This is a genomic window from Mangrovibacterium sp. (assembly GCF_059905295.1).
This window is the reverse complement of sequence record NZ_JBZQJF010000088.1, coordinates 1-16,666: the sequence shown is the minus strand read 5'-3', so window position 1 is coordinate 16,666 and position 16,666 is coordinate 1. Positions and strand designations below refer to the sequence as shown.

Genomic DNA, 16,666 nt, shown 5'->3' with positions numbered 1-16,666 from the left:
TTGGTGACTCAGCTGGGGTTCGAACCCAGGACCCCATCCTTAAAAGGGATGTGCTCTACCAGCTGAGCTACTGAGTCATCCTCTGTATGTGTTGCCTTTTTTGTTAAAGGCGCTGCAAAGGTAAAAACTGAATTTCTATCTGCAAATTTTTGTCTGTTTTTTTTAGCGAATTACTCCGATCAGTTATTAACACACCATTGTTAAATGCAGTTTTTATTCTCAATCTAAAAAATTATAAATTTGCACATCCTTTCTAAAATATAATGGAAAATAAAGTTGTAATTATTACAGGCGCCTCATCAGGAATTGGAAGAGCGCTGGCTTTTGAGTTTGCCCATAGAAATGCCAAGCTTGTTCTGGCAGCCCGCCGTATAGAGCTTCTTGAAGAGATGAAGGAAACGCTACACACAGAAGTTGCAATAAAGCAAACCGATGTGAGCAAAGAAGAAGATTGTCGAGATTTGATCGAATTTGCCATTAGTAGTTTTGGCAAAATTGACATCTTAATTAATAATGCGGGAATTTCGATGCGTGCCAATTTTGAAGATGTCGAGTTATCGGTCCTTCACAAATTGATGGACGTAAACTTCTGGGGTACCGTTTATTGTTCCAAATATGCGCTTCCACACTTGTTAAAGACAAAAGGGTCGCTGGTTGGTGTCATTTCTATTGCAGGCTTTGTTGGCTTACCGGGAAGAACCGGTTATGCAGCTTCAAAATTTGCCATTCGTGGATTTCTAGATACTGTCCGCATCGAAAATCGACGCAATGGCCTCCATGTATTAGTTGCTGCTCCAGGCTTTACATCATCAGAAGTCCGTAAAGCAGCTTTAACAGCCAATGGGACCAATCAAGGAGAAACACCCCGCAACGAAGCAAAGATGATGTCGGCAGAAGAATGTGCCAAACACATCATTCGAGCCATTACGAAGAGAAAGCGCGAACTCATCTTAACATTCCTGGAAGGAAAACTAACGGTATTTCTTGGAAAATTTGCACCCAGATTGCTCGATAAATTAACCTTTAACCACATGGCCAAAGAGCCTGATTCTCCATTCAAATAAGGCTGATGCTAATACACGAAACAAAACTCCGCGTTTATTACGAAGACACCGATAAAATGGGTGTTGTCTATTACGGTAACTATCCAAGATATTACGAAATTGGAAGAACTGAGCTTATCCGAAGTTTAGGAATTTCATACAAAGAAATGGAAGCCTTGGGAGTCATGCTACCTGCAAGTAGCCTTAAAGTAAACTACATCAAATCGGCTTATTACGACGATTTGCTCACCATCCGAACGATCATTGAAAAAGTTCCCCAAGTCAAATTTCCAATCAAAACAGAGATTTACAACGCGAACGGTGAATTAATTAACGAAGGTGAAACTGTTTTAGCCTTTTTTGACGAAAAAAATGGAAAACCTTGTCGTGCTCCGGAATACTTCACCGACAAATTGAAGATTCACTTTTAGATTTTGAGATGTTCAACCAAGGTTAGTATAAAAGAAATAACAACCAGAACGACAATTGCAACACCTGCGATTTTATTGAACCACCAAAGTACCCGAAGGTTAAACTTATGACGGAACAAGCTGACCAGTCCTGTTAAAACGAGCCACCAACTATTGGCACCAACAAATACCCCTCCGACCATCGATATCGCTTGTACTGGATTATCCATTTGAAAAACAATCCCGGAACTGGCAAAAACAGCCAAAAAAACAAACACAACCATTGGATTCGGGAATGTAATCAGAAAGGTAGATGCCAGATCCTGAAAATAAGAGCTCCCTTTTCGCTTATACTTTCGCAAATCAGCAACCGGATTCTTAAAGAATATATGGATGCCCAGAAGTAACACCATCAGTGCTCCCACAATCTGAAAAACCAGTTCATGAGAACGTATAAAATCAACAATATAAGTTAAACTAAAACCAGCAATAATAGCATATATCGTATCCGAGAGAGAAGCTCCCATTCCGGATAAGAAGCCACTCGTCCGATTCTTATTAACTGTTCGCTGAATAATCAATATCCCAATAGGTCCGAGCGGAACAGATACGACCAAGCCAATAATAAACCCCTTAATGAATAATGTCAAAAACATGTCACAAAAATAACATAAATGCATTTTACAAAAAGACTCTGCATTGATTTAGCAGATTTTTTTAACCAATTTGCCGTCTTCCGGAGATTTAGTTTTTACCTTTACCTGCCTTCAATGACTACTCATTAAAATAAAATAAACTCGAAATGAAACAACTATCAGTCCTTTCTTTGCTTGTTTTTTTAACTTCACAAGTAATGGCTCAAGATCTTCAACTAAAATTATGGCCCAATGGCGCACCAAACAGCAATACCCCGCCGGGCGAAGAAAAATATTACGAACAAAACGGAACTTACCGTTACAGCAATATTTCCGAAGCAGAACTCTTTGTTTATTTCGCGGATAAATCGAAGAATACAGGAGCTGCAGTTGTTATTTGTCCCGGAGGAGGCTATTGGGTAGAAGCCATCGATCACGAAGGTTTTCGAATTGCCGAGTACCTAAAATCCCAAGGCATAACAGCCATCGTTCTTAAATATCGGCTCCCTTACGGGAATTCTGAGATTCCTTTAACCGACGGCCTCCAAGCCATGCGCTATGTTCGCTCAAAAGCGGCAGAATGGAAGATCGATCCCAACAAAATAGGTATTGCCGGAGCGTCGGCAGGTGGGCACCTTGCATCAACCGTTGGAACTCATTTCACCTTAGGAGATCCGAATGCGACAGATCCGCTTCAAAAAATAAGTAGCCGCCCCGATTTTATGCTACTACTCTACCCGGTCATCAGCTTAGACGAAAAAATTACTCATATCGGATCCCGCATCAACCTAATCGGAAAAACCAACGATTGGAAAGTAGCGTCCGAGTTTTCCAACGAGCTACATGTAACCAAAGATACACCGCCAACATTCTTTGTTTTGGCCGATGATGATCACGGTGTTTCTCCTGAAAATTCAATCCGTTTCTACCTGGCCCTGAAAAAATATGACATACCAGCTGAAATGCATATCTATGCCAAAGGTGGTCATGGTTTCGGCATGAAAAAGCTTGATCTCCCGACCGCTCAGTGGCCCGGCGTATTCGTTCAATGGCTTAAGGTCATGAAGTTCATCGACTAACAATCTGAACAACAAGCAGAAGAAGAATGCCAATGCTTTCGAGCAGCGGGCTAAAAATATGATAAAAGTCAAAGGGTTAACCTTTGGCTTTTTTCTTTTCCTGAGGTAACTTTGATTCCTAAAATAATTAATTCACTCCTCCACTTCATCATTTATGAATCCAGAAATACATCCGTTTAATATTTTCAAATTTTGCCCTCGTTGCGGCTCTTCAAACTTTATTATATCCGGCCCCAGGTCCAAACATTGTCAGGACTGCTCGTTTAGTTACTTTTTCAATGCTTCCTCGGCTGCAAGCGCCCTAATTTTCGACACCAAAGGACGCCTGATGCTAACACGCAGAGCGATCAATCCGCATAAAGGGAAATTAGATCTTCCGGGAGGATTTGTAGAGTGGAATGAGAGTGCGGAGCAAGCCATTGCCCGAGAATTAAAAGAAGAATTGAGTGCTGAAATTCAAGAAATAGAATACATTGGCAGCTTTCCAAATCAATACGAATTTTCAGGCTTGGTCGTACATACACTCGATGCAACGTTCAAAATAAAATTGAAGAGCTTGGATAACCTTCAACCACAAGACGATATTTCTGCCATTGAGTTTTATCATCTGGAAGATATTGATCTGAATGAAATTCCATTCCAATCAATCCGCAATACAATTATGAAGCTAAAAGAAATTCATCAAGCAATACAAAATGAAAAACAGGATTAAAGAGCGTCTCTCCAAATTGAGAGCGGAAATGAACAAACTGGGCATTGACGCCTGGTATTTATCCGGAACTGATCCTCACCAAAGTGAATATTTACCGGACTTTTGGCAAACAAGAGAATTTATCACCGGATTCAACGGATCATTTGGTTTCGTAGCTGTTACACAAAACAAAGCCGCACTTTGGACCGACTCCCGTTATTTTCTACAGGCAGCTGACCAACTAAAAGATACGGGTATCCAACTCATGAAACTACGAATGGAAGGAACACCAACAGCACCTCAATGGCTTGGAAGTGTTCTGGCAAACGAAGCAGTCGTAGGTACCGATGCCTCATGTATGTCGGCTGGCCAATACAAAAGCATGCGCGTAGGTCTCGCAGCGGAAAACCTTCAGCTAAAAGATTGCGGCGACCTGTTAGCAACGACTTGGACAAATCGTCCTCAACTACCAACCGACCCGATTTTTGAGCACGAGACAAAATACACAGGACAGGACCGCATCGAGAAAATTCAAACAATTCGCAAAGCGATCCAAAGCTCGAAGGCACAAGCCATCTTACTTACTGCCCTCGACGATATTGCCTGGACATTCAACCTTCGCGGAAACGATATTGCATACAATCCGGTTTTTGTGTCGTATGCACTAATTACCGTAAATAGTATTCAACTTTACTTGGATCCTCAAAAAGTGCCGGATACTCTAGCTAAAAAACTGTCAGCTGAAGGAATCATACTAAAGTCCTACGAGGAAATTTTTGATGATTTAAAAACCATGAGGGGCAAAGTACTCATCGATCCCGATCGAACAAACCAAGCGCTTGTTGAAGCGATTTCACCTGATGCAACGATTTGTTACAAGCTCTCAATAGCCACAATTCTAAAGGCTATTAAGTCTGATTATGAGATTGAAATGCTGCACAAAGCCATGCGTAAAGATGGTGTAGCACTGGCTAAATTTCTATACTGGCTTAATACTAATGTTGGCAAAACCCCATTCAACGAATATGATGTATTGCTGAAACTAGAAGAGTTCAGATCCCAGCAAGAAGGTTTCATGGGAAGTAGTTTTTATGCCATTGTTGGCTACAACAGTAACGGGGCTGTCGTTCACCGTTCGGTAACACCGGAAATTGCCGCACCAATCGAAGCCAGTGGTATTTTATTAATGGATTCAGGCGGTCAATACCTCGAGGGAACGACAGACATCACCAGAACTGTAAGCCTAAACGAACCAACTGCCCAAGCTAAAGAAGATTATACTTTAGTCCTGAAAGGAACGATTGGTTTAGCAAACTTGAAATTTCCTGCAAACACACCAGGCTGCAACATCGATCTTGCTGCTCGCCAGGCATTATGGCAAACCGGTCGAAACTACGGACATGGAACGGGACACGGAATTGGCTACTTTCTGAATGTACACGAAGGCCCAATGAGCATCCGTCAGGAATATAACAATCGTGTAATTGAGCCTGGCATGGTACTTTCGGACGAACCTGGTTTTTATCGGGAAGGTTTTTATGGTATCAGAACCGAAAACGTGATCGCTTGTAAAGAATGGCAAACAAACGAGTATGGTCATTTTCTTCAATTTGAAACACTAACCCTCTGTCCTATTGACACGCGTCTAATTGAGAAGGAATTGTTGACTAAGGACGAAATTGACTGGTTGAACAACTATCATCAACGTTGCTACGAGCTTCTTTCGCCATCCCTTAACAAGGAAGAAAAAATCTTTCTGCAGGAAATCACCAAAGCAATCTAGGTACTTGAATTTACATCTTAGAGAAAACTTAAGTCAATTCAAGAAGAAATAATACAAAGCAAAAGAGGCTGTCTTTTTAAAAACAGCCTCTTCTAATATATTTTGCAATAAATCGTTTATTCATTCATTGAAATCAGGAACTCCTCAATTGAGCCTGCTCTCATAATTCTGGTTTTAATGAATTCCATTGCCTCAAGCGAATTCATATCTGCCAGGTAATTACGCAAAATCCAGATTTTATCCATAATTGGTTTCGGCATCAACAAATCCTCTCGACGAGTACTTGATGATACAATATCGACAGCCGGGAAAATACGCTTGTTAGACAACTTACGATCCAGCTGCAATTCCATATTACCAGTACCTTTAAATTCCTCGAAGATCACATCGTCCATTTTCGACCCTGTTTCAGTCAAAGCAGTTGCCAAAATGGTCAAAGAACCACCTTCTTCGATATTACGGGCTGCACCAAAGAAACGCTTTGGTTTGTGAAGTGCATTGGCATCAACACCACCTGAAAGAACTTTGCCAGATGCAGGAGCAACCGTATTATAGGCACGAGCCAAGCGGGTAATTGAGTCCAGTAAGATCACAACGTCATGACCACATTCAACTAAACGTTTTGCTTTTTCAAGCACCATGCCTGCAACACGAACGTGACGATCAGCCGGTTCATCAAAAGTTGATGAAATAACTTCAGCATTCACACTACGTGCCATATCTGTTACTTCTTCAGGACGCTCGTCAATCAATAATACAATCATATAAACCTCAGGATGGTTTGCCGCAATTGCATTGGCAATTTCCTTCAGCAACATGGTTTTACCTGTTTTTGGCTGCGCCACAATCAAACCACGCTGTCCTTTTCCAATTGGGGAGAACAAATCAACTACGCGGGTTGAAATATTATCATGACCATTACCGGTCAAATTGAATTTCTTATTTGGGAAAAGCGGAGTCAAGTGATCAAATGGAACACGATCGCGAATATAATCCGGCGTACGTCCATTGATCGAGATTACCTTAATCAGCGGGAAATATTTTTCACCTTCCTTCGGAGGACGAATTGTACCGGTTACACTGTCCCCGGTTTTCAGTCCGAACAACTTAATTTGCGACTGAGAAACATAGATATCATCCGGTGAGTTCAAATAGTTATAATCACTGGAACGCAAGAAGCCATAACCATCAGGCATAATTTCCAAGACGCCGGAGTTGGTGATGATACCCTCAAACTCGTACGGTTTTTCCTGTTGTTGCTGATTATGGGTCTGACCTTGTCTGAACTTACCTTGTCCTTGTTGGTTATCCCACTTTTTATTTTTCTGACGGAAATCTTTCTGATTATCCCGCTGCACATCCTTTCTGGATTCCAGCTGAATTTCTTTCTTTGGCTCCGGCTGGTTAGCGGCTGGTTTTGGCTGCTCTTGAGAAGCTGTTGGAGCTACCATTTCGGCTTTTATTTCCTCCTCCTTAGCTTCTGAAGGTTTTATCTCAACTCGTTTGGGCTTAGGCGCTTCAGCTTTTTGCTCTTCCGGCTGACTCTGTTCTTCATCAGAATCCTTCACCTTATTTTTCTTCGAAAAATCGAACGCAGATGCCGCTTTAATAGCTACAGCAGTGCGACGACGGCGCTTTGGTTTATCATCGCCATCCTCCTGTTCTTCTTTAGCTCCTCCTTGCGTCGGGTGCTTAACAATATCATCAGGGTTGGATTTGGATTTTGCTGATTTATCTTTATTGGATTCAATTTTTTTCTCTGAAGCAAGAATGGCCTGTGTATCTAAGATCTTATAGATAAGATCCTGCTTTTTATAGGATTCTACTTTTTTGATTTTAAGCTCCTTGGCTATTTCCCTCAGATCAGGAAGCAGCTTTCTGCTTAATTCAATAATATCGTACATATTTTGAAAATTATTTTACAACCCAAAAAAACTATCTGGAGAAGTATATTGTAAACGGATTAAGAATCTTGGATTATTTTTCAACGAAATTCTTCTGCAATTATAATTAATAAGTGAATAATAGCAAAATAAATGCTTTTTTTTTCCATCAAAACAGTTTAAAACTCCGCAAATAGAAAAAATTCCCAGATGCGAAAATGTTCGTTCGTATAGCCAAATTGTCATTTCATCATCGAAAACGGCTACTTCATGAATTTAATCAAAAGTTTTTCTTTTCGAAAATTTAGAATCATTAATTTCGGCATCATAAACATTACTCCAATTTGTTGGTTTATTTTAAAAAACCAAACTAATGGAGTTCCACTAACATAACTCGAACCCAAAATGAGGCAGCTTAAGATTACAAAACAGGTAACGAACAGAGAAACACTCTCTTTGGACAAATACCTCCACGAAATTGGCAAAGTAGAATTACTGAGTGCCGAGAAAGAGGTAGAACTGGCTAAACGTATCAGAAAGGGTGACCGACAGGCGCTGGAGGAATTGATAAAGGGGAACCTGCGTTTTGTCGTTTCGGTATCTAAGCAATATCAGAACCAGGGCTTGAGTTTACCCGATTTGATTAACGAAGGTAATCTTGGTTTGATAAAAGCTGCCCAACGATTTGATGAAACACGTGGATTTAAATTCATCTCCTATGCTGTATGGTGGATTCGCCAGTCGATTTTGCAAGCCTTGGCCGAACAATCCCGAATCGTTCGCCTGCCGCTAAATAAAATAGGCAACATCAACAAAATCAATAAGACTTTCTCGAAACTGGAACAGGAATACCAGCGGGAACCCACCCCCGATGAAGTCGCAAAAATTTTGGAAACTTCGCCGGATATGGTCGAGGAAGCCATGAAGGTTTCTACCCACCATATTTCAATGGATGCACCTCTTCGTGACGAAGATGATAATAGTCTTTACGACGTAATGCTGAACGACGAATCTCCAAGCCCTGATAATGGACTAATTACCAATTCTCTAAGAAAAGAGATCGAGCGTACATTATCAACACTGGAAGAACGTGAATCCGAAATTCTAAAGCATTATTTCGGGCTGAACGGCTATCGCCAACATACACTGGAAGAAATTGGAGACATCTTCCAATTAACCCGGGAGCGTGTTCGTCAGATCAAAGAGAAATCAATCAAGAAGTTAAAAAACAACTACCGAAACAGGTTATTAAAAGCTTATCTCGGAAGATAAAGTTTAGCTATAATTTATTTAACCGGTTATATCTTTTTTTGATCTAATCATTACTTTTGGGTCAAATTCATATTTATGTCAGAAATTTTTGTTGCTCCTTCTATACTTTCTGCCGACTTCAATCAGCTCGGCAACGATATTGAAATGTTGAACAGCAGTGAAGCCGATTTTATTCACTGCGATGTTATGGACGGCGTTTTTGTTCCCAATATTTCGTTTGGTATTCCGGTAATTCAGCATGTCAACAAAGTGGCAACGAAGCCACTCGATGTACACCTGATGATTGTTAATCCGGATCAGTATATCGAAACTTTCAGGCATGCCGGGGCCGCAATTTTAACGGTACATTACGAAGCCTGTACCCATTTGCATCGTACAATTAGCCAAATTAAGGAAGCCGGCATGAAAGCCAGTGTGTGCTTAAATCCGCACACCCCTGTTCACTTGCTCGAAGATATTATTTCGGAACTGGACATGGTTTTGTTAATGTCAGTTAATCCTGGATTTGGTGGTCAAAATTTCATCAAAAACACCTATGAAAAGGTTAGCCGACTTCGAAAGTTAATTGACCAAAAGAACCCATCGTGCTTAATCGAAGTTGATGGAGGCGTTAATTATGAAACCGGAGCAAAACTCATTGAAGCCGGAGCAAACGTATTGGTAGCAGGAAGCTTTGTTTTTGAATCGAAAAATCCGATTGAGACAATCCAAAAGCTGAAATTAGTGTAAGGCATAATGTCCCTTTGCACCAGCCGGATGACAACTCTTTGATTTTGGAAGATCTTTTAGACTACAGTCGCTGGTGCAAGCAGCACACTTTTCGCCAGTAGTTTTGCCACCTCTCAGCTTTGTGTTCAAACTTCTAATTACAGTATAGAAACGCCTAAGAGCAGCAAAACCAGCTAAAGCTACAATGCCATATGTAATTAATTCTTGAATCATTTTCTATATACCAGAAGTCTTCAACCTACTTAATTGTTCACGAAAAAAAGGCAGAACTAACCACCAAGGTAGCATAAGCTAAGCCCCAAGCCAGCACCGTTGTATACACCATGGTAAAAACAGCCCAGAAAGTTTTTCCCGATTCATTCCGTATTGTTGCAATTACACCAATACATGGGAAATAAACCAGCACAAAGATTAGAAAAGCCAAAGCTACAGGAATTGAAATAACCGGCTTCCCTTTCATCGTCCCTGTGGCATATTTCTCCGCTTTAAGCTTGTCGCCCAAACCAACCGAGCTACCATCATCAACCTGGTACAACACCCCTAGCGTACTTACCACAATCTCCTTGGCTGGCAAACCTGCGACCAAGGCAATACTCATTTTCCAATCAAAGCCTAAAGGACTCATTACCGGTTCAACCAATTGACCGATTTGTCCAAGATAAGAGTTTTGAAGTCGAAGCGATTCCTGCTGAATCTTCAGTTGGTGAATTTGTTCCTCCCTATCCGACTGTCCACTGTTTTGAAGTTGAGCGATCTGCGCTCCTACAGCCTCCGACTGTTCGGTATGTCTTGGGAAATAGCCCAATGCCCAAACAATAACAACACCAACCAGAATAACTCCTCCGATTTTTCGCAAATACTGATAACTCTTATCCCACATGTGGACCAAAATATTCCGTAACGTTGGAATCCGGTACGGAGGCAACTCCAATACAAATGGTGTTTCCTTATTCCGGAAAATCGTTTTATTAAATATTTGAGCCATCAAAAAGGCAATCAAAATACCGGCAAAATAAATTACCCCAAGCACCAAAGCTGGTGAGTTTGGGAAAAATGCGGAGATAAACAGCACATAAACAGGCAAGCGGGCACTACACGACATAAACGGAATAATCAGCATCGTTAGCAAACGATCGCCCGGATTACGAAGCGTACGTGTAGACATGATCGCCGGCACATTACAGCCAAACCCCATGACCATCGGGATAAACGATCGACCGTGCAGGCCAAAAAAGTGCATAATCTTATCCATTATAAAAGCAGCCCTGGCCATGTAACCCGAATCCTCCATCAACGAAATGAAAAAGAAGAGGATCAGAATATTCGGAAGAAATACCAATACACTCCCCGTTCCGTCAATAATTCCATTCGTGAGCAAATCCCGAAGCATCCCCTCGGGCATTGAGGACCTAACAGTATCACCAATCCAGGTCACCAGGTTTCCAATCCAGGTCATCGGGTAAGCCCCTAAGGTAAAGGTGGCATAAAAAGTCGTCAGGATAAGTAAGATAAAAATCGGCATCCCCAGTAAAGGGTGAGTCAGAAAGCGATCAATTTTCTCTGAACTACTTGCTTCTTTTTTAAACCGATGCTTAAAAGTTTCCTTTAAGGCACCTGCGATAAAACCGTATTTAGCATCCGTAATAATGGTCTCGCTATCTTCATTGTATAGGCTTTCAATCCGAATACATTCTTCTTTGGTGACAGCTTTAATTTCTTCGAAATTGGAGTATTTCGACAAATTGAATAACGTTTCATTGTCCTTCTCCAAAAGCTTTAAAGAAAGAAAGCGGGATGATATTTTATCAGTAATCGGTCGGTTTTGCTTCACCTTTTCCCGAATTCGCTTGACCGATTTCTCAATCTCAGATCCGTAATTGATATGAATATGCCGTACAATCGGATCACGATCCTCATAAACATCAATGGCCTTTTGGAGCAAATCATCTACTCCTTTTCCTTTCGAACTAACTGTAGGAATAAAGGGAATTCCCGTTAGCTTGCCCAACTTCTGGTAATTGAAAACACTCTTATTCCGAATTAATTCATCGTACATATTTAAGGCACAAACCACCTTTATATCCATGTCAATCAATTGGGTCGTCAAAAATAAATTGCGCTCAAGATTCGACGAATCAATGACATTAATAACGATATCGGGTGTTTCTTTCCAGATATATTTCCGAACATAAATTTCTTCCGGAGAATAAGCTGTCAACGAATAAGTTCCGGGTAAATCGACCAGATTGAACAGATAACCATCCTTTTTAAACGATGCCTTTTTCGCATCCACGGTAACACCGCTATAGTTACCGACATGCTCTTTCGATCCGGATAGGAAGTTAAAGAGAGTGGTCTTTCCGCAGTTGGGGTTCCCTACCAGAGCAACATTAATAATTTTACCTTTTTCAGTAGCCGACCGTTTCAATACTTCACGATCAATAACCCCCTCATAACCAATCAAATTATCAACACTTGCTTCGTTCAGGGAAACAACCTCAATCAGGTTTGCTTCAGATCGCCGAAGCGTGATATTATAATCCATGATCTTGAACTCAATTGGCCCCTTAAAAGGTGTATTTTTAACAACCCGCACCTCTTTCCCTTTCACAAATCCCATTTCGGTGATTCGTTTCCGGAACGATCCGTGACCAAGCACTTTGGTTATAATTACTGATTCATTATTTCGAACTTCTGAAAGCCTCACCCGTACCTACCCTTGTTCTAATTTGAATTAAATAAAAATAGGATGCAAAGATAACTGAGTTTTTAAAATAACTTTAAAAAAAGGCAAAAAGCCCGCCAGTTATAGCCTTTAGTTTATATTTGTAGCTTATACTGTTGGATATGGAGGAAAATAACAATCTGAAGAAAATACAAGAGGCAATTGAATCGCTCCCCGAGAATTTCAGTATTCTGGAGGAACAGATTGATGTTGATCTTCAAATGGAGTATTTTGAATACACGAAGGACAAGAGTAACAATCAGCCTATTGAGAACTTTGAAGAAGCAGAACAAAAGTTATATGAGGCCGATACAACCGAGACTGAGAAAAAGAAATTACTGGTACGCTTAGCTGGCCACGACAAGGTTGATGCTTTCAGAATTATTGAACGTTACAAAGATCAAACAGAAGGAATGCTTCGCAACTGGGCAATTCTTGCCTTGCAGGAAAGTCGTATGATTCTCCAAAGCTCGCTACTCGACGAACAACAAGTTTTCATTTCAACAGGACTAGGTGGTAAAGGACAAAATATCCGCTACTTTATCACATTGCTCAACTCAGATGTAGATACAGAATTCACCGATGCACAAAAAAAGATGATTACCGATGAATTTCGGTATTTTCTGGAAAACAGCGGAGGCAAACTGGAGGAAATGGAATTTACACAGGGATTTGCTATCGGCTTGTTCCTTTTCCCCCTAAAAAAGAATTTACAGGATATTTTCAAATCGTTTATTGATGAATGTAATCAATATGGACATTTTCTGAAGGAAGACGTCATTATCACCAATGTAAAACGGTTATCGGTCGATGAAATAAAAGAGTTTTTAAAACAAGAAGATAAAAAAGAAAAAGAAGAACAAGACAATGAAGAAGAAGATTAACCTGGCACTACAGGTGCTGCCGCAGGCTGACAACAAGGATACCTATGACCTGGTGGATTGCGCCATCGCCGAAATACAGGCTTCAGGATTAAAATACAAAGTGTGCCCGTTTGAAACCGTAATTGAAGGCGAATACGACGAAGTAATGGCTTTGGTAAAGCGTGTTCACGAAGTTTTAGAAAAAAATGGCACCCAAAAGCTCATGACCTACATTAAAATACAAACTGTTTTTCAGCAAGATGTAACGATTGAGGACAAAATGCACAAATACGAATCTTAAAAAAGGGCATTTTTTATTTGCTTTTTTAAAATCAAAAATACTATATTTGCAGCGCGTTTAGCGAATGGCTCCGTAGCTTAATGGATAGAGCATCTGACTACGGATCAGAAGGTTGCAGGTTCGAGTCTTGCCGGGGTCACTCAAAAAGGTTGTCATAAATTTGACAACCTTTTTTATTTATTTGTACTCAACTTTCTACTGGTGTATTTTCAGAGTTGCAGTATCTGGCAGATCGACTCCCCGAACCTGAACCGATTTAAAATCATCAGTCTCCACCAGAGCCTTTAACTGTTGACCGACCAAAGCATCTTTCAGTAAAACCCCATCACTTTTATAAACGCACACACCCAACGGTCCACCATTCGGGTTTAAAATATCGAGATCATTCAAAACACAATCCGCAACATCTGTCATAAACAGAGCCGGACGCTGATCATCAGACGATGTCCGAAAAGCACAATTCATAAAACGAATATTTTCAGCATGTCTTAAATAAAAACCAGAAGCCGGCAATACACCAAACATAGTGGCTTCTGGGTAATCTTTCGGCTTATATTCAACCAGCCGCGTTGCATCGTCTAGGGTTCCTCCCCCTGCTGATTCGACAACGATATCATCTAATCGCACATTCCGAACCGGGAATCCGGGTTGACCAGTAATTGAACAAGCCGTTTTCCCTGCTGTTTTTATCCGAACATGACTAATACAAACCCCATCGATCTTCCCAACATGATCGACCGCTAAACCCTCCTGATAAGGTCTGGCACGATTCCCTAAACGAATAAAGATAGGGGCTTCAGTCCCTTCAACCTGAATATCGCTTATATTAACCCCTTCCATTGTTCCACCATCTACGATTTCAAGCGATATTGCCGAGCTTCCCGTTACCCTACCATAAAAAGTTGGTTCTTTAACCAAGGAAGGTTTAACGACACAATTAGAGATGGCAATATTCCGAAATCCACCATTTGATTCAGTTCCCAGCTTAATCGCATTACAGCGACTGCTTATAACACAATTGGTAATCGTAATATTCTCACAAGGACGAGGAGATGTACTTTTCAAGGTCACCCCATCATCATCGGAATCTGATATAAAATCAGAGACTGTGACATTACGACAACCATCTAAATCGAGTCCGTCGTTATTATAATTATTGCGGTTAAAAACTTTCACACCGCGAATCTGCACCAAATCACAAGCTAAATAATGCTGCATCCAACATCCGGAGTTGCGCAAACTGACATTCTCAACCAAAACATTTGTGCAAGTAATAAATCGCAGTAAATGAGGCCGGGTTATTCCCTCATCGTTTGTCGTCAGCTTTTTAAAACTGCTGCCTTGTCCATCAATCGTACCATAACCGGTTATACTCACATTCGTGGCATTTTCAGCATAAATCAATTGAATGGTTGCTTCCTGAGTCCGCAGCGAAACATAGGTAGGTTTCACTTTGGTATAATCTTTCAGGTTCCGACTTCCATACAGCACAGCCCCGCTTTCCAAATCCAAATTCACATGACTCTTTAGAAAAATAGAACCGGTTTTAAAATTTCCGGCAGGGATAACAACCGAACCTCCTCCTTCCTTAGCACAGGTATCAATCGCTTTCTGAATTGCCTGCGTCGACAGCAAGGTTGTGTCTGATACAGCCCCAAAATCGAGAATATTATATTCTTTGGCTGAAGCTTTTTGTGATAAATTGATAAAAACAGATAATGTTAGAATAGCATAAAATAATTTCATTGTTTGCATTAATTGAATAGGTTAGTCAAAAGTGTAGATGAAGTTATCAAACATGGCGGTTCCTCCGCTATAATCTGTATTGAAAGAGAATAAGCCTATTTTAGGACCTTTCCAGTTCCCGCTTAGAATATGAAAGTTGTCGCCTATTGTATCATAATTCGTTCTGTCTGTACTGAAATAAAATTGATTGTCTTTAGGGATGGCGCTTATTTGAAGTTTCAAGATTACTCGTGCCGTGTTAATTTTCCTTTCTTCCTTCAATCCGCCAATCTCTGAAAAGATGTAAACACCATCTTTTTTCTTTTTTAAACCTACCAAGGCAAAGTCCTTTGCCATCAGGCAAAGTCCTGCAACCTGACCGTCTTTCATTAAACGACCATCCAACTCGACCTGCGCTTGGCCAGAGTTTCCCATTACTTTCTGGGTTAAAGTGTTTCTGGCTTGCAAGAAACCAGGAGCATAAAGAGCCTTGATTGATAAAAATCCAGGTTTCTCTACCAACGACCAGGCTGAATCTACCGGATTGTGATTCCAAGCCCATTGAAGTCCCAGTTCGCTTTCATCAAAAGTATCTGATGATTGAGGTTTGAGCACTTCTGTTTCCTCTTCTGTAGCAGGATTCTTCCAAACATAAACAGGTTCTCCTATTCCGTTCCGATCCAGATCAACACCGATTACCGGCCATCCATTATTCCAGTACGCTGGCTCTAGATGCACTACCCGACCAACTGCAGGCACGGATTGAAAATGCAAGAACCACCATTCGCCTTCAGGCGTGTCTACCAAAGCCCCTTGATGCGGACCATTAATTGAAGTTGAACCGGTTTCCAAAACTACTTTCTTTTCATAAGGCCCATAAATATTTTTCGACCGCAAAACGGTCTGCCACCCGTTTTCAACTCCCCCCTCCGGGATACTCAGATAATAGTATCCATTTCGCTTATAAATTTTTGTTCCTTCGGCAACAGGACCGGTATACACGGTGTAGCCATCATCAAGCAAGGCTTTCCCGTCACTACTCATCCTGTGAATAATGATTGGCCCGGCTCCAACCTTACTGTGTCCGAGATATGCTTTCCCATCTTCGTCCCAAAATGGGCATGGATCTTCCCAGCCGACCACAGATAAAACCTGAACAAGAGGATCCCACGGACCTTCTGGCTTTTCTGCCGATGACATGAAAAGCCCTTCTTTAGGTGTGCAGAAATAAACCCAAAATTTTCCGTTATGAAATCTTATTGCAGGAGCCCAACTTCCTCCGGCATACCGATTATTGGATGAATAGGCTTCATTGAATTCCAAGCGATCGTATATCCTTCCTATAATTGTCCAGTTTACCAAATCCGTTGAGTGAAGTACCGGCATTCCCATAAAATGAAATTCAGAACAAACCATATAATAATCGTCCCCAACACGAATCACGTCAGGATCGGAATAATCTACATTCAAAATCGGATTAATGTATGTTCCATTTCCCTGATCTCCCCAAGAATGGATGGACTGCCC

Annotated in this window: 14 protein-coding genes and 2 tRNA genes; 10 read left to right on the top strand and 6 right to left on the bottom strand. The window is 41.0% G+C overall.

All coding sequences use genetic code 11. The features are described 5' to 3' along the window. Position 1: 1 nt before the first annotated feature. A tRNA-Lys gene (locus tag AC37HE_RS04880) sits at positions 2 to 77 on the bottom strand. Positions 78 to 263: 186 nt separating this feature from the next. On the opposite strand from AC37HE_RS04880, the gene AC37HE_RS04875 reads away from it, so the two are divergent. Together AC37HE_RS04875 and AC37HE_RS04870 are read left to right on the top strand one after the other, a co-directional pair. Continuing rightward, a complete protein-coding gene (locus tag AC37HE_RS04875) occupies positions 264 to 1,064 on the top strand; it encodes an SDR family oxidoreductase (RefSeq protein WP_500781663.1) in 801 nt (266 codons plus the stop codon). A gap of 5 nt (positions 1,065 to 1,069) precedes the next feature. Beyond that, positions 1,070 to 1,474, top strand: coding sequence for an acyl-CoA thioesterase (locus tag AC37HE_RS04870; protein ID WP_500781662.1), 405 nt, complete (start codon positions 1,070 to 1,072; stop codon positions 1,472 to 1,474). Here AC37HE_RS04870 and AC37HE_RS04865 read toward each other — a convergent pair. Next, positions 1,471 to 2,109, bottom strand: a complete 639-nt coding sequence (locus tag AC37HE_RS04865; RefSeq protein ID WP_500781661.1) for a LysE family translocator — start codon at positions 2,107 to 2,109, stop codon at positions 1,471 to 1,473. The genes AC37HE_RS04870 and AC37HE_RS04865 overlap by 4 nt on opposite strands. Before the next feature lie 146 nt (positions 2,110 to 2,255). Between AC37HE_RS04865 and AC37HE_RS04860 the strand changes: the two genes are divergently transcribed. From AC37HE_RS04860 to AC37HE_RS04850, 3 genes are all read left to right on the top strand, one after another. Beyond that, positions 2,256 to 3,167, top strand: coding sequence for an alpha/beta hydrolase (locus AC37HE_RS04860; protein WP_500781660.1), 912 nt, complete (start codon positions 2,256 to 2,258; stop codon positions 3,165 to 3,167). A gap of 154 nt (positions 3,168 to 3,321) precedes the next feature. Continuing rightward, positions 3,322 to 3,879, top strand: a complete 558-nt coding sequence (locus tag AC37HE_RS04855; protein WP_500781659.1) for an NUDIX domain-containing protein — start codon at positions 3,322 to 3,324, stop codon at positions 3,877 to 3,879. Next, complete coding sequence (locus AC37HE_RS04850; RefSeq protein ID WP_500781658.1) at positions 3,863 to 5,641, top strand: aminopeptidase P family protein; 1,779 nt, start codon at positions 3,863 to 3,865, stop codon at positions 5,639 to 5,641. The genes AC37HE_RS04855 and AC37HE_RS04850 overlap by 17 nt, the downstream gene beginning before the upstream one ends. A gap of 116 nt (positions 5,642 to 5,757) precedes the next feature. On the opposite strand, the gene rho is transcribed toward AC37HE_RS04850, so the two are convergent. After that, on the bottom strand, positions 5,758 to 7,545 hold the full coding sequence (gene rho / locus AC37HE_RS04845; RefSeq protein ID WP_500781657.1) for a transcription termination factor Rho: 1,788 nt from the start codon (positions 7,543 to 7,545) through the stop codon (positions 5,758 to 5,760). A gap of 384 nt (positions 7,546 to 7,929) precedes the next feature. On the opposite strand from rho, the gene AC37HE_RS04840 reads away from it, so the two are divergent. Together AC37HE_RS04840 and rpe are read left to right on the top strand one after the other, a co-directional pair. Beyond that, a complete protein-coding gene (locus AC37HE_RS04840; RefSeq protein ID WP_500781656.1) occupies positions 7,930 to 8,796 on the top strand; it encodes a sigma-70 family RNA polymerase sigma factor in 867 nt (288 codons plus the stop codon). A 75-nt stretch (positions 8,797 to 8,871) separates the two neighbouring features. Beyond that, positions 8,872 to 9,525: a ribulose-phosphate 3-epimerase gene (rpe, locus tag AC37HE_RS04835; RefSeq protein WP_500781655.1), complete on the top strand. Its 654-nt coding sequence runs from the start codon at positions 8,872 to 8,874 to the stop codon at positions 9,523 to 9,525. Positions 9,526 to 9,775: 250 nt separating this feature from the next. On the opposite strand, the gene feoB is transcribed toward rpe, so the two are convergent. Continuing rightward, positions 9,776 to 12,232 carry a ferrous iron transport protein B gene (gene feoB / locus AC37HE_RS04830; RefSeq protein WP_500781654.1) on the bottom strand — a complete coding sequence of 819 codons (2,457 nt, stop codon included), beginning with the start codon at positions 12,230 to 12,232 and terminating at the stop codon, positions 9,776 to 9,778. 140 nt (positions 12,233 to 12,372) lie between these two features. Here feoB and AC37HE_RS04825 point away from each other — a divergent pair, with 140 nt between their 5' ends. The 3 genes from AC37HE_RS04825 (at position 12,373) to AC37HE_RS04815 (ending at position 13,553) form a co-directional block, all read left to right on the top strand. Continuing rightward, a complete protein-coding gene (locus AC37HE_RS04825; protein ID WP_500781653.1) occupies positions 12,373 to 13,134 on the top strand; it encodes a hypothetical protein in 762 nt (253 codons plus the stop codon). Further along, positions 13,118 to 13,414: a thiamine-binding protein gene (locus AC37HE_RS04820; RefSeq protein ID WP_500781652.1), complete on the top strand. Its 297-nt coding sequence runs from the start codon at positions 13,118 to 13,120 to the stop codon at positions 13,412 to 13,414. The genes AC37HE_RS04825 and AC37HE_RS04820 overlap by 17 nt, the downstream gene beginning before the upstream one ends. A 66-nt stretch (positions 13,415 to 13,480) precedes the next feature. Beyond that, a tRNA-Arg gene (locus tag AC37HE_RS04815) sits at positions 13,481 to 13,553 on the top strand. 56 nt (positions 13,554 to 13,609) lie between these two features. Here the strand turns inward: AC37HE_RS04815 and AC37HE_RS04810 are convergent. Both AC37HE_RS04810 and AC37HE_RS04805 read right to left on the bottom strand, forming a co-directional pair. Continuing rightward, a complete protein-coding gene (locus AC37HE_RS04810) occupies positions 13,610 to 15,160 on the bottom strand; it encodes a glycoside hydrolase family 28 protein (RefSeq protein WP_500781651.1) in 1,551 nt (516 codons plus the stop codon). A gap of 21 nt (positions 15,161 to 15,181) precedes the next feature. Beyond that, positions 15,182 to 16,666: glycoside hydrolase family 43 protein (locus AC37HE_RS04805; protein ID WP_500781650.1), on the bottom strand; the 1,485-nt coding region annotated here is incomplete at its 5' end.